Below are 21,458 nucleotides of genomic sequence, written 5' to 3'. Positions count from 1 at the left end.
GGTGGTCACGCCTCGTATCGCGGGAACACCGGCGACGGCTTGGGTAGCGCGGTGCCCGGCGGCAACGACTCGGTGACCGCGGTGAACTGCCGACGGTCGGGGTTCACGACGAGCAGATCGAGGAGCCGACCGGTCGAGTCCGGCATCACCGGCTGGGCCAGCAGTGCCACGATCCGCACCACCTCGGCGCACACGTAGAGCACCGTTCCGGTGCGCTCGAGGTCGGTCTTGGCCAGCTTCCACGGCTCCTGTGCCGAGATGTAGCGGTTCGTGTCGGCCAGTACCGACCAGAGCGCCTCGATGCCGAGGTGGATGGCCTGCACATCGAAGTGCGCCCGGACCGCGGGCAGCAGGTCTGCCGCCTTGCCCAGCAGCGTGGTGTCCTCGTCGGTGTACGGGCCCGGGGCCGGGACCGCGCCGTCGAAGTACTTGCCGATCATCGACAGGGTGCGCTGCGCCAGGTTGCCGAACTCGTTGGCCAGGTCGGCGTTGATGCGGCTGATCATCGCGTCGGTGGAGTACGAACCGTCCTGACCGTAGGAGACCTCGCGCAGGAAGAAGTAGCGCACCGGGTCGAGGCCGAACTCGTCGATCAGCGACTCTGGGTCGAGGACGTTGCCCACCGATTTGCTCATCTTCTCGCCCTTGTTGAACAAGAAGCCGTGCGCGAACACACGTTTCGGCAGGTCGATACCGGCGCTCAGCAGGAACGCCGGCCAGTACACGCAGTGGAACCGGATGATGTCCTTGCCGATGATGTGCAGATCGGCCGGCCAGTAGCGGTCGAAGCTCTGCGGGTCGTCCGGGAAACCGACTCCGGTGAGGTAGTTGGTCAGTGCGTCCACCCACACGTACATGACGTGATCCGGGTGCCCGGGCACCGGCACCCCCCAGTCGAAGGTGGTGCGGGAGATCGACAGATCGGTCAGACCGCCCTTGACGAAGCTGACGACCTCGTTACGCCGGACGTCGGGACCGATGAACTCCGGATGGTTTTCGTAGAGTTCGAGAAGCCGGTCCTGATATGCCGAGAGTCGGAAGAAGTAGCTCTGCTCCTCGGTCCAGGTCAGCGGGTGCCCGCTGTCGGATGTCACGCGGTTGCCGTCGTCGTCGACGGTGGTGTCGGCCTCGGCGTAGAAGGTCTCGTCACGGACGTCGTACCAACCGGCGTAGGTGTCCAGATAGATGTCGCCGGCGTCCGACATGCGCTGCCAGATCGCCTCCGACGCACGTTTGTGGTCGTCATCGGACGTGCGGATGAAGCGGTCGTAACTCGAGCCGAGTCGATCCTGCACGGCCTGGAATCGGTCCGAGTTGCGGTTGGCGAGTTCGGTGGTCGGGATGCCCTCGGCCTCGGCGGTCTGCTGCATCTTCTGCCCGTGCACGTCGGTGCCGGTGAGGAAGCGCAGGTCGAATCCGTCGAGCCGCTTGAAGCGAGCCAGCGCATCGGCCGAGATGTACTCGTAGGCGTGGCCGATGTGCGGTACGCCATTCGGGTAGGCGATCGCGGTGGTGAGGTAGAACGGTTCGCCGGCGCCGTAGGAGGTGTCCTGCATGAGTTCCCAGCCTAGTGCGCGCGGTTTCGAATCGTGTCGAGTGGGCGTCGAAAACTCGACGCCCACTCGGCGTTCGTGGCCTGGGTCGGTTGGTGACGTTGCGGTGAGGTGTGCCCTCGCGCTAGTCGAAACGACGGTACGGTTCACACCCCAGCGGCGCCTTGGGTGCCTCGCGCCGTTCCAGGTCCGGGATGTCCTTGCTGACGTGCGCTTCGCTCAGGGTGAACTTCTCGCCGTGATGGGCCAACTCGATCGGCGGTCCGGACAGCAGCCGGTAGGTCGCCTTCGACCGGTCGATGGCCACGACGATCTTCGACTCGCGGATCACCATGCGGAACGAGAGGTACGACAGCTTGTTCGGCAGTCGCGGGGCGAACGTGATCTTCCCGCCGAAGTCGCGCATGCCGCCGTAACCGGCGACGCAGTCGGTCCAGGCACCGGCGAGCGCGGCGATGTGCAGTCCGCTCGACACGTTGTTGTGCAGGTCGTGCAGATCGGTGAACACCGACTCGCACATCAGGTCGTAGGACAGGTCGAGGTACCCGACCTCGGCCGCGACCACCGCCTCGCAGCACGCCGACAGCGACGAGTCGCGGACGGTGAGCGGATAGTAGTAGTCGAAGTTGCGGACCTTCTGCTCGTGCGTGAACGACGACCCGAAGCTGTACATCGCGAACACCAGGTCCGCCTGCTTGACCACCTGCTTGCGGTACAGGTCGTAGTACGGATAGTTCAGCAGCAGAGGGTATTTCCCGACCGACGCCTCGAAATCCCAAGCGCTCAACAGGGTGAACGACTCACACTGCTGGTGCACGCCGAGATCCTTGTCGTAGGGGATCGTCATGTCGTCGGCACACGATTCCCAGTGCGCCGCCTCGGCCACCGTGACACCGAGTTCCCGCGCGACGTCGGGGCGCCGGTGCACTGCGGCGACGGCGTCCCGAAGGTTTTGTTGCGCAGCGAGATTCGTGAACACATTGTTGTTGACCACCGCGGTGTACTCGTCCGGTCCGGTCACTCCGTCGATGCGGAACTGCCCGTTGACGTCATGGTGGCCGAGCCCGGCGAACAACCGCGCCGTCTCGACGAGGAGTTCGACACCGCATTCGGTCTCGAATTGTTCGTCGTTGGTGGCGCGCAGGTAGCGTCCGGTGGCGTTCGCGATGTCGGCGGAGACGTGCACACCGGCGGTGCCCGCCGGCCAATACCCCGAGCATTCGTCGCCGTTGATCGACCGCCACGGGAACATCGCCCCCCGCTGGCCGAGTTCGGCCGCCCGCGACTTCGCCTTGTCCATCGTCGCGTGCCGCCACCGCAGTTCCTCGCCGGCCGCTGCGGGCACCGTGTAGGTGAGCATCGGCAGGATGAAACTCTCCGTGTCCCAGAAGGTGTGACCGTCGTAGCCCGGCCCGGTGAGTCCCTTCGCGGGGATTGCGCGCGACTGCCCCCGGGCTCCCGCCTGCAGGACGTGGAAGAGCGCGAAGCGCACGGCCTGCTGGAGTTCCGGATCGCCGTCGAGTTCGATGTCGGCGTCCCGCCAGAAATCCTCCAGATAGTTGATCTGGTCGGCTTTCAGTGAGTCCCAACCGGTTTCCATGGCCATGGCGAGCGCCGCGTCGACCTGGGCGCGCAGTGCCGGTACCGAGCGTCGGGCGGACCAGCCGTATCCGATGTACTTGACCAGCGTCAGTTTGGTGCCCTGCGGCACGTTCGCCGCGACCGTCAGCCGGGCGAGATCCGGGTCGGCCCGGATGAACGCGTCGGCCTTGTCGGGGAAGTCGATCTCGTGATCCATGCCCGCCGCGACGTGCAGTCCCGACCTCTTGGTGTGGTGCACGAGCATGCCCCAGTAGTTGCGGCACGTGTGCAGATCCGAGACCAACGGCGCATCGAGTGCGGCGGCCAGGCGCGGATCGTTGCCCGGTGCCGGAATCGGTTCGTTCGCGAGCAGATCGGACTGCACCACGATCTTCATGTCGTCGCCGATCGGCTCCACCTCGTAATGGATGGCGGCGATGGTGCGTTTGGTGAACGACACCAACCGCTCGGACCGAATTCGGACGGTCCGCCCGGTCGGCGACGTCCACAGGGTGTTGCGGCGCAGGGTCCCGGTGCGGAAGTCCAGCACACGTTCGTGTTCCTCGGTGCGTCCGTAACGCAGGTCCATCGGTTCGTCCTCGACGAGCAGACGGATGATCTTGCCGTCGGTGACGTTCACCACGGTCTGCCCGGATTCGGGGTAGCCGTAACCACTTTCGGCGTACGGCAGACCGCGCAGCTCGTAGAAGCCGCTCAGGTAGGTGCCCGGATGGTCGACCGGTTCACCCTCCTCGAAGCTGCCGCGCAGGCCGATGTGGCCGTTCGACAGTGCGAACAGCGTCTCGGTCCTGCCGAGCACGTCGGTGTTGAGCCCGCGCCATCGCAGCTGCCACGGGTGGACGTCGAAGCCCAGTTCCCAGCCGGTCGGGGTCATGCGTCGAGCAATTCGTCGAGATCGGACACGACGCGATCGGCGCCGGCGGCGGCCATCGCCTCGGCCTGGCCCCCGCCGACCCGATCGATGGCGACGACGTAACCGAACTTGCCGGCGACGGCGGCCTCGATACCGGACATGGCGTCCTCGAACACCACCGCCTCGTCGGGGGACACGCCCATCAATTCGGCGCCGAGCAGGAACGAATCGGGCGCCGGTTTGCCCCGCAAACCGCGCTCGGCCACCTCGAGCCCATCGACTCTCAGCTCTACGAACTCGCTGAGGCCCGCTGCATCCAGCACCGCTGCTCCATTCTTCGATGATGTGACGACGGCGATGCGTAAACCCGCATCCCGCGCGGCTTCCAGATAACGCACCGACCCGGGGTAGGGATCGACCCCGTCGGCTTCCAGGGTCGCGACGAACCTCGCGTTCTTCTCCGCACCGATCGTCGCCATCTCCTCCGGTGATGCGTCGTCGATGCCCCGCGCATGCAGGAACGCGCGGACGCCGTCGTCGCGCGGCCGGCCGTCGACGTAGTCGAGGTAGTCCTTCTCGGTGAACGGCACGAATCCGTCGGGATCGCGCGCCGCCAAGAACTCGTCGAACGACTGTTTCCACGCGTTGCGGTGCAGTACCGCGGTACTCGTCAGCACACCGTCGAGGTCGAACAGGGCGACCGTCGTGATCTCTGGCAATCCCAACACCCACCGAACGCTACCTGTCGTGGCGGTTGCTGGCGCGGCGAAACCGCGCATGCACGACGATGATCCGATGAACCGCAGATTCGCACAGGTCGACGTCTTCGCCGCCGCACCGATCGGAGGCAACCCGGTCGCCGTCGTCGTCGATGCCGACGGGATCGACGAGGACGCCATGGCGGCGTTCGCGCGGTGGACGAATCTGTCGGAGACCACCTTTCTGTTGCCGCCGACCACCGACGCGGCCGACTATCGCCTGCGGATCTTCACCCCGGGCGGCGAGTTGCCGTTCGCCGGTCATCCGACGCTCGGGTCCGCGCACGCGTGGCTCGAGGCCGGCAACGCACCGCGCGGGGAGCGCATCGTCCAGGAGTGTGGCGTCGGGCTGGTGGAGATCCGGCCGGCGGCGTCGGGGCTGGCGTTCGCGGCCCCACCGCTGATCCGCTCGGGTCCCGTCGAATCCGCAACGGTGCGCGAGGTCGCCGCGGCGCTCGGCATCGAACCGACGGACGTGATCGCCGCGCAGTGGGTGGTCAACGGGCCCGAGTGGATGGTCCTGATGCTCGACTCGGGGCAACGGGTGCTCGACGTCACGCCGGACATGGCGGCACTCGGCGGCCACGAGGTCGGTCTCCTCGGCGCCTACCCGGACGGAATCCCCGGCGAACCCGACGTGCGCTTCGAGGTGCGCGCCTTCGTGCCCGGCATGGGCGTGCCCGAGGACCCGGTGACCGGCAGCCTCAATGCCGGCATCGCGGTCTGGCTGCGTGCGGAGGGTCGTGCGTCCGAGAGCTACGTCGCGGCGCAGGGCACCGCGCTCGGCCGGGCGGGGCGGGTGCATCACCGACGACGGTGAGGACATCTGGGTGGGGGGTGCGACCGTCACGGTCATCGCTGGCACAGTGGGGCTGTGACAGATTCGGCGACAGACTCGGCCACCGAGACCGAGAGCAACAAGGCGGCACGCAAACGCCGCCGACGTGAACCGCCGCCGGATCCGGCGCCGTTGCCCGGTCTCGTCGACGCCCACACACATCTCGCCGCGTGCGGTGGGCGCGACCCCGACAGCGTGCGCGACATCCTCGACCACGCCGAACGCGTCGGCGTCGGGCAGGTCGTCACGGTCGCCGACGACATCATCGATGCGCGGTGGGCGATGGACGCGGCGCACTGGGACGAGCGGGCGTTTGCCGCCGTGGCGCTGCATCCGACCCACGCGGGCGAACTCGACGACGCCGCGAAAGCGGAACTCGAGCAGATGGTGGCCGATCCGCGCGTCGTCGCGGTGGGGGAGACCGGGCTCGATTACTACTGGCCCGGCAAGTCGGAGTCGTGTGCGCCGCCCGACGTGCAGGCCGAGGCTTTTGCCTGGCACATCGACCTCGCGAAGCGCGTCGGCAAGCCGCTGATGATCCACAACCGGGAAGCCGACCGGGATCTCCTCGACATCCTGGCCGCGGAGGGTGCCCCGGAGACCGTGATCATGCACTGCTTCTCCGGTGACCAAAACGTTGCACGGGAATGTGTTGACCGCGGATTCGTGCTCAGTTTCGCCGGAACTGTGACCTTCGCCAACGCCGACGAACTTCGTGCGGCCGCCCGCCTGGTGCCCGACGAGCAGTTGCTGGCGGAGACCGACGCGCCGTTCCTGACCGCACATCCCTACCGTGGCCAGCCAAATCAGTCGTATTGCCTGCCGTACACGGCGCGTGGGCTCGCCGCGGTCCGCGGTGCGGCCGACAGTGAGATGGCTCACATCCTCGGTGGAAATGCCCGGCGTATCTACCGGATGCCTTTGCGGTAACACCACCTTCTCGTTATCGTATTGTGATCCCGCTGCCAGGGCGGCGATTCAAGACCAGTTGGGCAACGTCGTCCGGGGGGTTTCGGGTCGCTTGCTGCTGCGAAGTGGGCGCCCTTGTCCCCGACCAGGATGTTCACCTTGTCTGTACTCGCACGCATCAACGAATCCCAGTCCACCGGCGCTCGGGTTGCCGTCGGCGCCATGCTGACCACCCTCACCGCAGGCGGTGTCATGGGTGTGGCCATGCAGAAGGACGTCAAGCTGAACGTTGACGGCCAGGTCCGGACGGTGTCCACGATGGCGTTGTCGGTGGACTCGCTCCTGCGGGCGCAGGGTCTGCAGCCCGTCGCGGGAGATCAGATCACCCCGGCACTCGCTTCGAGCGTGTCGGCCGGCGACACCATCACCGTCAACCGGGTCAAGTCGGTCACCCTCGACGTCGACGGCATCAAGAAGAAGGTCACCACCACCGTCAACAACGTGGACGACCTTCTCGGCGCGCATGGCCTCGAGGGCGACATCGACGGCGCGAACTTCCCGCGCGCGAACGCCATCCCGGTCTCCGGTGCCGTGGTCGACGTGGTCACCCCGAAGCGGGTCAAGCTGACCGACGGTGTCGTGACCTACCGTCCGACCGTTGCCGCCAAGACCGTCGGCGATGTGCTGGCCGCGACCGGCAAGCCGCTCGGTGGCGACGACAAGGTGTTCCCCTCGGCCGACACCCCGGTCACCGACAACATGCGCATCACCGTGACCCGCATCCGCACCTCCGAATCGACGGTGACCGAGCAGATCGCGCCGCCGGAGATCACGAAGGACGATCCCACCCTGGTGCGCGATCGCCGCGTGGTGCTGCACCCCGGCAAGCCGGGCGAGCAGAAGGTCACCTACGAACTGACCACCGTCAACGGCAAGGTCGTCAAGCGCAACAAACTCGATGCGGCCGTGCTCGCGGCTCCGCAGCCCGCGACCGTCAAGGTCGGCACCAAGCCCGGTGCTCCGTTCGTGGCCTCCGGCTCGGTGTGGGACGCCCTCGCCCAGTGTGAATCCACCGGCAACTGGGCCATCAACAGCGGCAACGGTTTCTACGGCGGCATCCAGTTCGACCAGAACACCTGGGATCGCTGGGGCGGTCAGGAGTACGCGGCACGCCCCGATCTCGCCAGCCGCGAAGAGCAGATCGCGATCGCGCAGAAGACCCTCGCCGCCCAGGGCTGGGGAGCGTGGCCGGCCTGTTCGTCGAGTCTGGGCCTGCGCTGAGCGACGAGCCGCGGCTTCTCGGCCCGGCCCGGATCAGACAGCTCGCCGACGAACTCGGCGTGCGGCCCACCAAGACACTGGGTCAGAACTTCGTCCATGACGCCAACACCGTGCGCCGCATCGTCGCGGAGTCCGGTGTGGGGCGCGACGACGTCGTCCTCGAGGTGGGACCCGGTCTCGGCTCGTTGACACTCGCCTTGCTCGCCGTCGCCGGCCGGGTGATCGCGGTGGAGATCGATCCGGTCCTCGCGGGCCGCCTTCCGACCACCATCGCCGAACACGCCCCCGCACAGGCCGATTCGTTCGAGGTGATCACCGCGGACGCGATGAGCGTGTCCGCCGCCGACCTGCCGGTGGCGCCGACCGCGCTCGTCGCGAACCTGCCCTACAACGTCGCGGTCCCCGTCCTGCTTCACCTGCTGAGCGAATTGCCTTCTATTGCAACGGCTCTCGTGATGGTTCAGGCCGAGGTGGCCGACCGGCTGGCTGCCGGGCCGGGCAGCCGCACCTACGGTGTGCCCAGCGTCAAGGCCAGGTATTTCGGCTCCGTCAAACGTGCCGGGGCCGTTGGGCGCAACGTCTTCTGGCCGGAACCCAAGGTCGAATCCGGCCTCGTCCGGATCGACCGCACCGCGACCTACCCCGACGACCCGCAGGTTCGCAGCCGGGTCTTCGCGGTGATCGACGCGGCCTTCGCCCAGCGCCGCAAGACGATGCGCTCGGCGCTCGCGTCGTGGGCCGGCAGCGCTGCCGAAGCCGAACGGCGTCTGCGCGTCGCCGACATCGATCCCGGCGTGCGGGGCGAGCGGCTCGACGTCGACGATTTCGTGCGGTTGGCCGCGGTGGACTGAGCCAGGGTTTCGACCGGCGGCACTAAATCAGTTGCGGGACTTCGTATCCTGAATGTCATGGAGGTGTGGACCGAAAGGCTTCGGCTGCGGCAACCCGACGAGTCGGATGTCGACGCAATCTGCCGTGCCTGTCAAGACCCCGACATCCAGCGGTTCACCCGCGTGCCGGTGCCTTACCACCGCTCGGACGCGGAGAACTTCGTCCGTGCGAATGCCGGCGTGAGGTCGACCGTCTGGACGATCCGAACCCGCGCCGACCACGTCTTCGTAGGCGTGATCGGGGTAATCGCCACCGACGATCCGCTTATCGGCGAGCTCGGCTACTGGTGTGCGCCGGAAGCGCGAGGCCGCGGCTACCTCAGCGAATCGGTGCAGGCGGTTGTCACGCACTGCTTCGATGTCCTGGGCCTCGATCGCGTGACCTGGAGTGCGCTCGTCGACAATGTTGCATCCGCCCGGCTCGCCGCGGCCGCCGGGTTCCGCTACACCGGCCGGGGCGCGGAGCCGATGCGCGGAGCCGGTGGAGTCGAAGAAGATGTGCACACAGCGGTCATCGGGCGAACCGACAACAGGGCGCGAAAGATCTGGCCCGGACACGTGTGCGGTCCGCGCTGATCCGACCGGGCAAGTAGGGTTGTTCCTTGTGTCTCGAGCCTCGCTGTCGGTGGTGTCCGACGCGGTGACGGTGCGAGTTCCGGCCAAGGTCAACCTGTACCTCGGCGTCGGACCGCTCCGCGATGACGGCTACCACGACCTGGTCACCGTCTTCCAGGCTCTTTCCCTCTGCGATGACGTGCGGGTCAGCCCCGGCACCGACCTCCGGGTGACCACCACCGGGGAGGGCGCGGCCGAAGTGCCCACCGACGGCGACAACCTCGCGGCCCGAGCGGTCACCGCGGTCGCCGAGCGGGCGCGCCGGCAGCCCAAGGTCGCCATCGACGTCACCAAACGCATCCCGGTGGCGGGTGGGATGGCCGGCGGCAGCGCCGATGCGGCGGGTGCGCTTCTCGGGGCGTCGACCCTGTGGGGTCTCGAGCTCGATCGCGCCGAACTCTTCGACATGGCCGCCGAACTCGGCAGCGACGTCCCGTTCGCATTGCACGGCGGCACCGCGCTCGGCACCGGCCGCGGGGAGCAGCTCATGCCGATCCTCGCACGCGGCGAATTCCATTGGGTGCTGGCACTTTCCTCGGTCGGGCTGTCCACCCCCGCCGTCTACCGGGAACTGGACCGGTTGCGTGACAACAGATCTGAGCAGGACATCGTCGTCGAGCATCCCGATGAGCTGCTGGCGGCGCTCACCTCCGGAGATCCGTACAAGGTTGCGCCGTTGCTGCGCAACGATCTTCAGCCCGCGGCACTGAGTCTGCAGCCGACGTTGCGGCGCACACTGAGAGCCGGCATCGACGCCGGGGCGCTGCACGGGATCGTGTCCGGATCCGGGCCGACCTGCGCGTTCCTCTGCGCCGACGAAGCGGCGGCGGTCAATGTCGCAGCCGAGTTGTCCGGCGCCGGCGTGGCCCGCGCGGTCCGCACCGCGAGCGGGCCGGTGCCCGGCGCGCGGGTGCTCACGACCGAGTGATCTCAGCTCCCGAATACGTTGATGGCGTTGCCGTACGCACGCAATCCGGCGATCGTCCCGTTGTAGCGGTTGAGGTCGACGCGTGTCGGCACGCCGGGCAGCCACCCGGAATCGGTGAACTGCCAGAACGTCCACGTCCGCCAGCCGCCGTTCGGCATCTGCGGGCTGCCACCGCGGTACGACGCGATCCACAGGGGGTGGTCGGCGAACTCGCGGGTGGCGCCCATCGCGGTGTTCCAGAAGTGGGGATAGGTGTAGAGGATCGTCTTGCGCCCGGTGAGGGGTTCGAGGACCGCGAAGAACTCGCGGACCCACGCCGCGAGCGCCCGTGGCCCCAGCCCGCCGGTGCTCTCGAAGTCCAGGACGGGAGGCAGATCGAGGATGCCGTTCTGGCCGAGCACGATCGTCGCGTAGAACAGCGCCTGCTGCGCGGCCGACCGGCTCGGATCGGCGTAATGATAGGTGCCGCGGATGAGACCGGCGGCACGCATCGCGAGACTGTCCGGGACGAAATACGGGTTGACATACCACGTTGATTCGGTGGCCTTGACCATCGCCAGCTGCTGGCCGGACGCGCGCACGGCGAACCAGTTGATCGAGGCGCCGCCCGGATGCTGGTGGCTGGAGACGTCGGGCCCCACCTGGGGCGCGGCCAGTGCCGGGGTGGTCGAGGCGGTCGCCCCGGCCGCCGCGACGGTGGCGGCGGCAATCGCGGTGAGCATCGATCGACGCAGGATCACCCGGTCCACGGTAGGTCATCTCGACTGTGCTGTCCGTCGATCGCGCGCTGCCGGCCTTCGGACATTCACGCTCCGTTGACGGGTGGAGGTGGGTAGGGTCGCGTCGTGCGCGTACCCAAGTCGAGCGCTGTCTTCCTGCCATTGATGCTGGTGGTGGCCGTCGTCGTCGGGCTACTGGCGGGACCCGCGGACGCCGCACCTACGACGACGACCCGGGGCGCCGTCCTCACTCAGACGCCGTTGTCGGCGTCGTCGCTGCCGAGCGGTGCGGGCAGCGGCTATCGGCTCCTCTACGTCACCCGCGACCAGAACAATCGGCCGGTCACCAGCACCGGCGCCCTCTACCTTCCGCGCGGACCCGTGCCCACCGGCGGCTGGCCGGTGGTGTCGTGGGCACACGGGACGAGCGGTATCTCCGACAAGTGCTCGCCGAGCGCGGTGCCCGGCGCCATCCGCGATCGACTCGAGCCGCCGATCAGCACCGCGCTGCGAGCCGGATACGCGGTCACCGCGTCGGACTACCCGGGCCTCGGCAGCGGTGGCACCGCCGAATACCTCGGAGGACGCGCGGCCGCACGTGCGGTGATCGACATGATCCGCGCCTCGCGTGACGTCGACCCGGCCGTGTCGCGGCGCTGGGTGTCGACCGGACATTCGCAGGGCGGACACGCGGCGCTGTGGGCGGCGCACGAAGCGCCGTCGTATGCACCGGACCTCCACCTCGTCGGTGCGGTGCCGTTCGCGCCGGCCTCACAGGTCGAGCACGTCATTCCGGCGGTGTCGCCGGGGATTCCCGACGTCGGACGGTACAACGGGCTGAGCGGACTGGTCCTCTACATCCTGTCGGGTCTCGACCATGCGCGTCCCGATCTGCATGTGCGCGACTACCTGAGCCCGTCCGGTCGTAGTTGGCTCGGCCGCGCCACACAGTACTGCGTGGACGAGTTCGGCAAGGCGCTCGCCGGGGTGCCGCCCGGCTCCCTGCTGGCCAAGCCGCTCGCCGACCCGGCGTTCACCGCAGCACTCACCGACTATCTCGCCGTACCCCCCGGTGGCTATCACACCCCGATTCGGATCGAGCAGGGCGGAAGCGACCAGCTCACGACGGTCGCGACGTCGGTCCTCGTCGGCCAGATGCTCGCCGCCGGCACGGCGGTGAGCGTGCGCCTCTACCCGGGTGTCGATCACCAGGGCGTCGTCACGGTGGGTCAACAGGACGCTTTCGCGACCATCGCGCACTACTTCGGGCGCTGACCGTCCGCATTGCTAGGGTGCTCCGGTGGCACCTTCGACCCCGTCCGCGCTGATCAACGCCGACCGCATCAGCAAGAGCTTCGGCATCAAACCGCTGCTCGAGTCGGTGTCGTTGGGTGTGCACGAAGGTCAGCGCATCGGCGTCGTCGGCCTCAACGGCGGCGGCAAGACCACTCTCCTGGAAATCCTCGGCGGCATCACCGAACCCGACAGCGGTCGGGTGTCCCGCGCCGGCGACGTCAAGGTTGCGACGGTCACCCAGCGCGGTGAGCTCCCGGCCGGCGCCACCGTCGCCGAGTTCGTCGTCGGCGGCCCGGAGGTGGCCACCCACGAGTGGGCCGGCGACCCCCGTGTCCGCGGCATCCTCGCCGGGATCGGCGTCGACGCACTCCTCGATTCGCGCGTCGACGAACTCTCCGGAGGTCAGCGACGCCGGGTCGGTCTGGCCGCCGCACTCGTGTCCGACGCCGACCTGCTGATCCTCGACGAGCCGACCAACCACCTCGACGTCGAAGGCGTGCAATGGCTCGCCGAGCATCTGGTCAATCGGCGCAGCGCACTGATCGTGGTCACCCACGACCGCTGGTTTCTCGACACCGTCGCCCAGCGCACGTGGGAGGTGCACTCGGGTCGGGTCGACGAGTACGAAGGCGGCTACAACGACTGGATCTTCGCCCGCGCCGAGCGTGCCCGGCTGTCCGACGCCGCCGAGGAACGACGACGCAACCTCGCGCGTAAGGAACTCGCCTGGTTGCGGCGCGGCCCACCGGCGCGAACATCCAAGCCGCGCTACCGCATCGAGGCCGCCGAACGGCTGATCGCCGACGTCCCGCCGCCCCGTGACACGGTCACGCTGTCGGCGTTTGCCAAGCGCAGGCTCGGGCGGGTGGCCATCGAACTGGAGAATGCACGGATCGCGACACCGGCGGACCAGGTTCTGCTGGAGAATCTCACGTGGCGTCTGGCGCCCGGCGAACGCATCGGTCTCGTCGGGGTCAACGGCTCCGGCAAGACGACGCTGTTGCGCACGCTCGCCGGCGAGATCGACGTGTCACCCGGCCGTCGGATCGAGGGCACCACGGTCACCATCGGTTGGCTCCGGCAAGAACTCGACGATCTCGACCCCGACCAGCGGGTGCTCGACGCGGTGGAGTCGGTGGCCACCCGAATCATGGTGGGGGACAAGGAACTCTCGGCGAGTCAGCTTGCCGAGCGACTCGGCTTCACCCCGGCGCGCCAACGCACGCCGGTGGGTGATCTGTCCGGCGGCGAACGCCGGCGGTTGCAGATGACCAGGGTCCTGATGAGCGAGCCCAACGTGCTGCTGCTCGACGAGCCCACCAACGACCTCGACATCGACACGCTGCAACAACTCGAGGATCTCCTCGACAGCTGGGCCGGCACCCTCGTGGTGATCAGTCACGACCGCTACCTGATCGAGCGCATCTGCGACAGCACGTGGGCATTGTTCGGCGACGGCAAGCTCACCAATCTCCCCGGCGGGATCGAGCAGTACCTGACCCGACGCCGGGAGATCGCGACGGCCAGCCGAGGCCGTGCCGCGGCCGCGTCGGCCCCTGCCGAGCCGACGGAATCTACGACGGAGACAACCGGATTGAGCGCAGCCGAGCATCGCGAGGCGCGCAAGGCGATGAATCGGCTGGAGCGTCAGATCGAGCAGTTGAGCACCCGGGAAGACCGGTTGCACGACGAATTGATAGCGGCCGCAACCGATCCCGCTCGGCTGATGACCTTGAATGCCGAACTCAAGGATGTCGTCGAAGCCAAGGAGACAGCCGAAACGGAATGGCTCGAGGTGGCCGAGCGCGTCGAATAGCCTGGTTGAGCGTGACCCGCTGGTTGAGCGCGACCCCGCTGGTTGAGCGCGACCCCGCTGGTTGAGCGCGACCCGCTGGTTGAGCGCGACCCCGCCGGTTGAGCGCGACCCCGCCGGTTGAGCCTGTCGAAACCCTCACCGTCGGATCGCCCCGACCGCTGGTTGAGCGCGACCCCGCTGGTTGAGCGCGACCCCGCTGGTTGAGCTTGTCGAAACACTCAGCGACGGATCGCCCCATTGACCATCATGGCGATCGCGATCGCTCCTGCCTGATTGATGTGATACGGGTACGCGATACTCCCGTTGGACAACGAGCTCTCGTACCACGGGTTGACGAAGTTGCACGGATCATGGCCCGCGGACAGGCGATTCGCGTCGACGAACGTGCCGTCGACCTTGTTCGTCGCCCGGCGCAGAGCATCGTTGGCCCGGTCGAACACCCCGTTCATCCACCGCACGTCGGGATCGCTGATCGGGACCATCGGCCAGCAGCCGTGGTCACCCATGAACCCGCCGATGCCCACCACGATGATCTGGGCGTTGGGGGCCTTGCGACGAATGGCCTTCAACGCCGGTGTCACGCGGCTCTCCATGAGTCCGATCCGCCAGCGGGACTCGGCGGCGAGTTGCCGGTTCGAGCGGCAGAAGCGGTCGGTGAACGGCGCAGTCGTGCAGCGCCCCAGGATCGCACCCCAGCGCATATCGTTGCCACCGATGCTGACGGTGACGACCTGGGCGTCGCGCGGCACCAGCCAGACCTGCGGAGGCTTCGTGCCGAACCGGGTGGGCTGGCCCGACGAGTAGAGATTCGAGGCCACCGCTCCCGCACACGATGTGTCGATGAACTGGCGCGGCAAGGTCATCGCCGCCACCAGTGTCGGATAGTTGAACGCCGATCGTTTGCAGCCCAGAAAGTAGTCGGGAGTCGGTGTGAAGAACCCGCCCGACGCGCGCGAATCGCCCATCGCGACGTAGGGGCCGTTCGCGTAGCGGACGGGGGTGGCGAGCGGTGCGCCGTGCGCGGCCGGCGCACTCACCATGCCGGCGATCACCGAGATCACCAGTGCGACCAGCACAACCACATCACCGAACCGACGTCGGCCCACGACCACACCTCACATAACCCACACGGGGACCGGCCCATGCCGTCCACTCTCAGGGGATTGTAAGGTAGGTCCTCGCGCGGCGTGCCCGATGGTCGCTCACGTGACCGCCCGATCGGTCTCTCGGGCGAACTGCATGATCGCGGTGGCCGCCCGCTCCGGTTGGATCAGCGGGAACAAGTGCATGGCCCGGGGCACGACGTCGAGTCGGCCGTCGGTCGCCGCTGCGACGAAGCGTCGCTCGTGGATGCGGAACTGGTCCCAACCGCCGTTCACGAAGTCGATCGGTCCCGGGTAGCGGCCGACGGCCCCGAGTGCGTCGAAGCGTGCGAGTTCGTCGACGACGTCGCGGATCGAGTGCAGTGCCAGACCACCGGCCTCCATGTCCTGCGCCACCCGGCGGCCGACGGCAAGCCGCGTCAATCCCATGCTGATCCACGCAGCCTGTTGGGGGAGCACACTGGTCGCAAGGCCGAATGCCTGGAACGGCGCGGCGAGCAGACGGCTCGGTTGCGCCGTGGCGCACATCGCGACCACGCCGTCGACGACGTCGGGGCGTCGCGCCGCAGTCGCCATCGCGACATACGCACCCAGTGACATGCCCGCCACCACCGCGCGCCCACCGACCGATGTCACCGCGTCGACGACGGCATCGACCGCATCGTTCATGGAAAACGGCTCGTCGCTGCGCTTTCCGTGGCCGGGAAGATCCGGGGTGACGACGACCCGGTCGGTGATCGCCGCCGCTACCCGGTGCATGGTGGCGCCGCTGACCCGGAGACCGTGGACGAGGACGATCGGCGTCGGCGAATCGGTGGCTGCGCTGCTCATCGGCCGCCAGTATGCCGTCTGCGTGCGACACTGGCGCGTCGTTCACTCGATGGTCACGGTCCGTTCGATTCCGATGCGGGCCAGAAACCCGGGATCGTGTGAGACCACCAGCAGTGCTCCTTGCCAGGCACGCAGTGCCGACACGAGTTCCTCGGTGGTGTCGAGATCGAGATTGTTGGTCGGCTCGTCGAGGATGAGCAGTTTCGGCGGCGGATCGGCGAACAGTGCCGACGCCAACGCCACGCGCAGCCGCTCACCTCCGGACAGTTGCGCGAGCGGGCGGTCGGCACGTGATCCGCGAAACAGGAATCGGGCGAGGTGCGCCCGCACCCGCTGTGCGGGGATGTCGGGATGCCTGGCGGCGACCTCGTCGGCGATCGAGCGCGTCGGATCGTCGAACGTGATGCGTTGGGGTACCAGGGCATACGGGACACTGACGTGTCCGTCCGAGATGAGGCCGGCTATCAGGCTCGTCTTCCCGGAGCCGTTACGGCCGACCAGCGCGATCCGCTCCGGCCCGTCGACCCGCAGGTGGTCGGCGTCGACGACCTGAGCGCGTGTGGCCACCTCCACATCCGGCATCTCGATCCGGGTGGTCCGGTCGTCGCGCACCTCGCCACGAACGGAGTCGAGCAGATCCGCGGCGGCGGTCACGTCCTCCCGGTGCGCGGTACGCAATTTTCCCGCGGACACCTGGGCGGCATCCCGACGCAGATGCGCGACGATCTTCGGTACCCGCTTCTCCCGCTCCGCCCTGGCGGCGGTCCGTGCCCGGCGATCCAGCGTGGTCTGTGCGGTGACCGCCTCGCGCTGCTGCCTGCGCAATTCGTTGGTCGCCGTGGCGACGGCAGCCTCGGCGGCCGTCTGTTCGGTGTCGAGGATGTCGCGGTAGACGGAGTACGGGCCGCCGAACAGTCGGATGCCGCCGCGATACAACTCCAGGGTGGCGTCCACACGCTCGAGCAACTCGAGATCGTGACTCACCACGACGACGGTGCCGGCGAACCTGTCGATGACGTCGAACAGTCTTGTGCGCGAGACGTTGTCGAGATTGTTCGTCGGCTCGTCGAGGAGTAGGACGTCGGGGCGCCGCAGCAGCCTGGCGACGATCGCGAGCAATGTGGCCTCACCGCCGGACAGGCTGCCGACGACGCGGTCGAGATCCGTGGGCAGGGCGAGCACGGACAGCTCAGCGAGCGCGCGAGCCTCGACATCCCAATCGTCGCCGACGATGTCGAAGTCGTCGGTGTGGATCGAACCGGACTCGATGCGCCGCAGCGCGGCACGGATCTCGCCGATCCCGAGAGCCGTCGCGATGGTCATCGCGGGGTCGTCGTAGGGCTGCTGGCTGACCAGCGCCACCTCGCCCCGAACGGTCACGCAGCCACCGGTTGGCGGTAGTTCTCCGGAGATCAGACGCAGCAGGGTGGTCTTACCGGCGCCGTTGGCGCCCACCAGCGAATAGGTGGCGGTGGGCACGGTCACCGAAACGCCTTCGAAAAGGGTGTCCGACGCGGAGCGGGAGGTCGGGGTGCCGTCGGGCCAGGCGAACGAGATGTTCGACAGCGTGATTGACGGATGAGGTCCGGGTGAGGTCATGGAGACTCCTGAGGTGGTGGACGGATGCGCGCAGCGCTCGTGCGCGGCAGCGGGCCGGGCTCACCTCAGTCGTTCATGACGGCGACATCACTCCTTGGTCGTTGTTCCGGATCACCGTAACTCGCGATCGGCTCCGGGGGCCAACCCTTTTATTCGACGCCACCCGTGCCGCGCCGTGCCCCTGGGGCGATACCGTGACGGGTATGTCGTTCATCCGCACCTCGATCGCCAACGGTGTCGGCGAGATCGTCCTCGACCGCCCGAAAGCCCTGAACGCACTCGATCAGACCATGGTCGATGAGATGCACGACGTGCTCGCGGCGTGGGGCGACGACGACGACATCGAGACCGTGCTGGTGACCTCTGGCAGTGATCGCGCGTTCTGCGCGGGTGGCGACATCCGTGCGATCCGGGAGCTCGCGCTCGCCGGCGATCACGCCGCCGTCGCGCATTACTTCGGCAGCGAATACCGGCTCGACCAGATGGTCGCGAACTACCCGAAACCGTATGTGGCGCTGATCGACGGCGCCGCCATGGGTGGAGGCCTCGGCATCAGCGTGCACGGGGAGATCCGCGTGGTGACCGATAAGACGGTGATCGCCATGCCCGAGACCGCGATCGGCTTCCTCCCCGACATCGGCTCCACCTACTTCCTGCCACGACTTCCCGAGGGCGTCGGCATGTGGATGGGATTGACGGGCGCGCGAATTCGCGGAGTCAACGCGGTCGAGGTCGGTCTGGCAACGCATTTCGTGCCGTCGGCCGAGCTCGACCGGGTGGCCGGCCAGATCCGCGCGGGCGCCCCACTCGGCGAGGCACTCGGGGACTATCGGGACCGCCCACCAGCCGATGTGCCACTGCGCAAGATCGGCGAGTACTTCGCCGACGACAACGTGATCGCGATCGAGGGTGGTCTGCGGGGCGCGGTGGGTGACGAGTGGGCCGCGGAGATGGTCGAGCTGATCGACCACGCTTCGCCGACCAGCCTGTGGGTCACCGCCGCGATGCTCACCGCCGGTGCCCGCTCATCCCTCGACGAATGCTTCGACCGGGAACTCCATGCGGCCGGGCAGATCACCCGCACCCACGACTTCGCCGAAGGGGTGCGGGCGGTGCTCGTGGACAAGGACCGTTCCCCACGCTTCGAGCCCGCGTCGATCGCCGACGTCGATCCGACGGTGGTGGCGCGGATTGTGGGAGAGGCGTGATCGCGATGCGCCCGGCTCCTTCGTCACCGGGCTTACTCGATCAGCGGGAAAGACGCTGGCGCGCTTGACCTTCGACCGATCTCGATGCGCGGGCTCGCAGGCTCGCTCGCTTACTCGATCAACGGGGAAGGCGCTGGCGCGCTTGACCTTCGCCGCTGGACCTTCGTTGGTCGAGTAAGGCTCCGAGCGCAGCGAGGCGCCGCATCGAGACCGCTCGCGTCAAGCCTCACGGCTTCAGCTCGAACCACCCCGACAGCGACACCGTCGTCGGCGTACCGATCACCGCGGGGGCTGCGCTGCTCGGTCCGGCGGGCACGCTCGAGGTTGCCGAGCCGTCAGCGTCGTAGGAGACATTGTCATCGGGCGCAAGGGGATTGGCGTCCATGCGTGCGGCGGTCGGGCAGGTGAACGCGGCGGCCGCGCGCTGTGCGGTCAATGCGGTGATCGTCAGTGGACAGTCCGCGGAATGATAGTAGTTGCCGCCCAACGACATACCGATCTGGGCGGTGATCGGTCCGGTCAGCGGGCCGAGTGTCGGGCGGCTCGAGTCGATCGGCGGCAACACATTCCCGGCGAGATCGCCCGCGAGGAACTCGATCTGCGCGCCGTCGGCGCGCGCACCCTTGAATGTGAACAGCAAGGTATCGGGCGGCACATCGGGATTGGCCGGACCCCAGCGCGCGAATCCGTAACACGTTGCGTCGTCGGGTCCGGTATCCGGCGACGACGGCTCGGTGGTCGGTGTCGGCGTCGGGGTGGCGATGGCGATGCGGATGCCACCGTGACCGAACCGGAGGTCGTGTCCGCCACGGTCCACGTGGCCGGTATCCGGAATCTCCCGGCAGGCGCTCGCATCAAGGCGGGTCGAGACCGCCGGGGCCGGGGCCGACGGAGCACCGGTCGTCGATGTCGGGTTGTCCGCAGTGGCGCACGCCGAGGTCCCCGCGAGCGCTACCAATGCCGCGCCCAGGACCGCCTGGCGAACCGTGAATCGGCGCATCGACCCTCAGTCGGCCGTTGCCACAAGTGGTTCCAGCGTCAGATCGGGATGCTCCTTCTCGACGTACTGCAGCCGCCACTTGTCGCTGAACAGCGCGAGCAACGCTCCGTCGGTTCGGGTGAACACCTCCACACCACGCTGCCGGGTCAGCTCGATCGCACTCTGCTCGTCGGTGCGCCGGGCCAGCGAATAGCCGAGCGGCTCGATGGTGGTGTCCACGTTGAACTCGGATTTCATTCTGGCCGTGACGACTTCGAACTGCATCGGGCCGACCGCGGCAAGCACTGGGGACGCGTCCCCGCGCAGATCGTTGCGCAGCACCTGGACCACGCCCTCGCTGTCGAGTTGATCCATCGCCTTGCGGAACTGCTTGTACTTGTCCGCGGTGTTCACGCGCAACGACGAAAAGTGTTCCGGCGCAAACGATGGGATCGGCGGGTACTGGACCTTGGGGTCGATGAAGAGCGTGTCGCCGGGCGCGAGTGCCATCGCGTTCACCAAGCCGACCACATCTCCCGGGTAGGCCAGGTCGACGGTGGAGCGGTCCCGACCGAACACCGCTTGGGCGTACTTGGTGGCGAACGGCTTTCCGGTCTGCGCATGGGTCACGACCATGCCGCGTTCGAACTCGCCGGACACGATGCGCATGTACGCCAATCGATCTCGGTGGCTGGCATCCATACCGGCCTGCACCTTGAACACCACGGCGCTGAACGGCTCGGTCACCTCGCGGACGGTGCCGTCGAGGTCGGCGCGCCCGGCCGGTGCCGGTGCCAACGCGACGAGCGCCTCGAGCAGTTGGCGCACACCGAAATTCAGCATCGCCGACGCGAAGATCATCGGCGAGGTCTGACCGGCGAGGAACATCTCCTGGTCGTGGTCCTGGCCCATCTCGCCGAGCAGTTCGCTCTCCTCGAGGGCCGCCGTCCACTCGTCACCCTCGCGGGCCGCCGCGGCGTCGGCCCCCATGATCTCCTCGGGCGCGACCTTCGCGCCGCCGGCCGTGCGGGTGAAGTGGATGTACTCACCGGTCCGGCGATCGAGCAGACCGCGGAAATCGCCGGCGATGCCGACGGGCACGTAGAGCGGCGTGGGGATCAGCCCGATCCGGTCGGTGATCTCGTCGATGAGTTCCAGCGGTGTACGACCCGGACGGTCCCACTTGTTGATCACCGTGATCACCGGGATACCGCGATGACGGCACACCTGAAAGAGCTTGAGGGTCTGCGGTTCCAGGCCCTTGGCCGCGTCGATCAGCATGACCGCGGCGTCGACCGCGGTGAGCACCCGGTAGGTGTCCTCGGAGAAGTCGGCGTGGCCCGGGGTGTCGACGAGATTGATGACGTGCGGCAGATCCGATTCGTCACCCTCGGCCGTGTAGTTGAACTGGAGCGCCGTCGAACTGACCGAGATGCCGCGGGCCTTCTCCATCTCCATCCAGTCGGACACCGTCGACTTACGGCCCGCCTTGCCGTGGATCGCGCCCGCCTCGCTGATCATCCGCGCGTGCAGCGCCAGCGCCTCCGTCATCGTCGACTTACCCGCGTCGGGGTGGGAGATGATGGCGAACGTTCGACGACGCCGTACTTCTTGGACCAGGGCAGAACTCACCCGTCGAGGCTACCGGTGGCGCGGTTGGCGGGGCAAAGCGCGGGAGAG

At 67.8% G+C, this 21,458-nt stretch carries 17 protein-coding genes and 1 pseudogene; 9 read left to right on the top strand and 9 right to left on the bottom strand.

Annotated features, from left to right (window positions below; translation table 11 throughout):
- Positions 1 to 5: 5 nt before the first annotated feature.
- The 3 genes from metG to ACWDTI_RS08885 all read right to left on the bottom strand — a co-directional run bounded on the left by metG (position 6) and on the right by ACWDTI_RS08885 (position 4,736).
- Complete coding sequence (metG, locus tag ACWDTI_RS08895) at positions 6 to 1,556, bottom strand: methionine--tRNA ligase (RefSeq protein WP_449737697.1); 1,551 nt, start codon at positions 1,554 to 1,556, stop codon at positions 6 to 8.
- 121 nt (positions 1,557 to 1,677) lie between these two features.
- On the bottom strand, positions 1,678 to 4,029 hold the full coding sequence (locus ACWDTI_RS08890; RefSeq protein ID WP_449737696.1) for a glycoside hydrolase family 65 protein: 2,352 nt from the start codon (positions 4,027 to 4,029) through the stop codon (positions 1,678 to 1,680).
- Positions 4,026 to 4,736, bottom strand: coding sequence for an HAD family hydrolase (locus ACWDTI_RS08885; RefSeq protein ID WP_449737695.1), 711 nt, complete (start codon positions 4,734 to 4,736; stop codon positions 4,026 to 4,028). Before ACWDTI_RS08885 ends, ACWDTI_RS08890 begins: the two co-directional genes overlap by 4 nt.
- Before the next feature lie 67 nt (positions 4,737 to 4,803).
- On the opposite strand from ACWDTI_RS08885, the pseudogene ACWDTI_RS08880 reads away from it, so the two are divergent.
- The 6 genes and pseudogenes from ACWDTI_RS08880 to ACWDTI_RS08855 all read left to right on the top strand — a co-directional run bounded on the left by ACWDTI_RS08880 (position 4,804) and on the right by ACWDTI_RS08855 (position 10,227).
- A pseudogene (locus ACWDTI_RS08880) lies at positions 4,804 to 5,644 on the top strand (PhzF family phenazine biosynthesis protein).
- Complete coding sequence (locus ACWDTI_RS08875; protein ID WP_449737694.1) at positions 5,641 to 6,534, top strand: TatD family hydrolase; 894 nt, start codon at positions 5,641 to 5,643, stop codon at positions 6,532 to 6,534. Before ACWDTI_RS08880 ends, ACWDTI_RS08875 begins: the two are co-directional and overlap by 4 nt.
- Before the next feature lie 129 nt (positions 6,535 to 6,663).
- Entirely contained in the window at positions 6,664 to 7,794 is a 1,131-nt protein-coding gene (locus ACWDTI_RS08870; RefSeq protein WP_449737693.1) for a transglycosylase family protein, read from the top strand.
- Positions 7,758 to 8,645: a 16S rRNA (adenine(1518)-N(6)/adenine(1519)-N(6))-dimethyltransferase RsmA gene (rsmA, locus tag ACWDTI_RS08865; protein WP_449737692.1), complete on the top strand. Its 888-nt coding sequence runs from the start codon at positions 7,758 to 7,760 to the stop codon at positions 8,643 to 8,645. Before ACWDTI_RS08870 ends, rsmA begins: the two co-directional genes overlap by 37 nt.
- A 57-nt stretch (positions 8,646 to 8,702) precedes the next feature.
- Positions 8,703 to 9,260 carry a GNAT family N-acetyltransferase gene (locus ACWDTI_RS08860; protein WP_449737691.1) on the top strand — a complete coding sequence of 186 codons (558 nt, stop codon included), beginning with the start codon at positions 8,703 to 8,705 and terminating at the stop codon, positions 9,258 to 9,260.
- Between the two features lie 28 nt (positions 9,261 to 9,288).
- A complete protein-coding gene (locus ACWDTI_RS08855; RefSeq protein ID WP_449737690.1) occupies positions 9,289 to 10,227 on the top strand; it encodes a 4-(cytidine 5'-diphospho)-2-C-methyl-D-erythritol kinase in 939 nt (312 codons plus the stop codon).
- 2 nt (positions 10,228 to 10,229) lie between these two features.
- On the opposite strand, the gene ACWDTI_RS08850 is transcribed toward ACWDTI_RS08855, so the two are convergent.
- Positions 10,230 to 10,949 (bottom strand): glycoside hydrolase family 25 protein, encoded by a 720-nt coding sequence (locus tag ACWDTI_RS08850; protein ID WP_449737746.1) that lies wholly within the window; start codon positions 10,947 to 10,949, stop codon positions 10,230 to 10,232.
- A 123-nt stretch (positions 10,950 to 11,072) separates the two neighbouring features.
- On the opposite strand from ACWDTI_RS08850, the gene ACWDTI_RS08845 reads away from it, so the two are divergent.
- Positions 11,073 to 12,221 carry a lipase family protein gene (locus ACWDTI_RS08845; protein ID WP_449737689.1) on the top strand — a complete coding sequence of 383 codons (1,149 nt, stop codon included), beginning with the start codon at positions 11,073 to 11,075 and terminating at the stop codon, positions 12,219 to 12,221.
- Between the two features lie 25 nt (positions 12,222 to 12,246).
- Positions 12,247 to 14,058 (top strand): ABC-F family ATP-binding cassette domain-containing protein, encoded by a 1,812-nt coding sequence (locus ACWDTI_RS08840; RefSeq protein WP_449737688.1) that lies wholly within the window; start codon positions 12,247 to 12,249, stop codon positions 14,056 to 14,058.
- A gap of 218 nt (positions 14,059 to 14,276) precedes the next feature.
- Here the strand turns inward: ACWDTI_RS08840 and ACWDTI_RS08835 are convergent, their stop codons facing one another.
- The 3 genes from ACWDTI_RS08835 to ACWDTI_RS08825 form a co-directional block, all read right to left on the bottom strand.
- Complete coding sequence (locus ACWDTI_RS08835) at positions 14,277 to 15,098, bottom strand: SGNH/GDSL hydrolase family protein (RefSeq protein WP_449737745.1); 822 nt, start codon at positions 15,096 to 15,098, stop codon at positions 14,277 to 14,279.
- Positions 15,099 to 15,260: 162 nt separating this feature from the next.
- Positions 15,261 to 15,992, bottom strand: a complete 732-nt coding sequence (locus ACWDTI_RS08830) for an alpha/beta fold hydrolase (protein ID WP_449737687.1) — start codon at positions 15,990 to 15,992, stop codon at positions 15,261 to 15,263.
- A gap of 42 nt (positions 15,993 to 16,034) precedes the next feature.
- Positions 16,035 to 17,591 (bottom strand): ABC-F family ATP-binding cassette domain-containing protein, encoded by a 1,557-nt coding sequence (locus ACWDTI_RS08825; RefSeq protein ID WP_449737686.1) that lies wholly within the window; start codon positions 17,589 to 17,591, stop codon positions 16,035 to 16,037.
- Positions 17,592 to 17,794: 203 nt separating this feature from the next.
- Here ACWDTI_RS08825 and ACWDTI_RS08820 point away from each other — a divergent pair, with 203 nt between their 5' ends.
- The gene (locus ACWDTI_RS08820) at positions 17,795 to 18,799 is read left to right on the top strand and encodes an enoyl-CoA hydratase/isomerase family protein (RefSeq protein WP_449737685.1); all 1,005 of its coding nucleotides are present in this window, start codon (positions 17,795 to 17,797) and stop codon (positions 18,797 to 18,799) included.
- 226 nt (positions 18,800 to 19,025) lie between these two features.
- On the opposite strand, the gene ACWDTI_RS08815 is transcribed toward ACWDTI_RS08820, so the two are convergent.
- Together ACWDTI_RS08815 and ACWDTI_RS08810 are read right to left on the bottom strand one after the other, a co-directional pair.
- Complete coding sequence (locus tag ACWDTI_RS08815; protein ID WP_449737684.1) at positions 19,026 to 19,799, bottom strand: hypothetical protein; 774 nt, start codon at positions 19,797 to 19,799, stop codon at positions 19,026 to 19,028.
- A 6-nt stretch (positions 19,800 to 19,805) separates the two neighbouring features.
- Positions 19,806 to 21,410 carry a peptide chain release factor 3 gene (locus ACWDTI_RS08810; RefSeq protein ID WP_449737683.1) on the bottom strand — a complete coding sequence of 535 codons (1,605 nt, stop codon included), beginning with the start codon at positions 21,408 to 21,410 and terminating at the stop codon, positions 19,806 to 19,808.
- Between the last annotated feature and the right edge of the window lie 48 nt (positions 21,411 to 21,458).

It is taken from the genome of Gordonia sp. NPDC003424 (assembly GCF_053588655.1).
The sequence above is the reverse complement of the archived record's forward strand: the minus strand, read 5'-3'. Positions and strand labels throughout refer to the sequence as shown.

Coding starts and splice junctions, on each gene's coding strand:
- ACWDTI_RS08830 (WP_449737687.1), bottom strand. CDS start 15,992: ATGAGCAGCGCAGCCACCGATTCGCCGACGCCGATCGTCCTCGTCCAC.
- ACWDTI_RS08870 (WP_449737693.1), top strand. CDS start 6,664: ATGTTCACCTTGTCTGTACTCGCACGCATCAACGAATCCCAGTCCACC.
- ACWDTI_RS08860 (WP_449737691.1), top strand. CDS start 8,703: ATGGAGGTGTGGACCGAAAGGCTTCGGCTGCGGCAACCCGACGAGTCG.
- ACWDTI_RS08815 (WP_449737684.1), bottom strand. CDS start 19,799: ATGCGCCGATTCACGGTTCGCCAGGCGGTCCTGGGCGCGGCATTGGTA.
- ACWDTI_RS08890 (WP_449737696.1), bottom strand. CDS start 4,029: ATGACCCCGACCGGCTGGGAACTGGGCTTCGACGTCCACCCGTGGCAG.
- metG (WP_449737697.1), bottom strand. CDS start 1,556: ATGCAGGACACCTCCTACGGCGCCGGCGAACCGTTCTACCTCACCACC.
- ACWDTI_RS08835 (WP_449737745.1), bottom strand. CDS start 15,098: ATGGTGAGTGCGCCGGCCGCGCACGGCGCACCGCTCGCCACCCCCGTC.
- ACWDTI_RS08850 (WP_449737746.1), bottom strand. CDS start 10,949: ATGCTCACCGCGATTGCCGCCGCCACCGTCGCGGCGGCCGGGGCGACC.
- ACWDTI_RS08820 (WP_449737685.1), top strand. CDS start 17,795: ATGTCGTTCATCCGCACCTCGATCGCCAACGGTGTCGGCGAGATCGTC.
- ACWDTI_RS08825 (WP_449737686.1), bottom strand. CDS start 17,591: ATGACCTCACCCGGACCTCATCCGTCAATCACGCTGTCGAACATCTCG.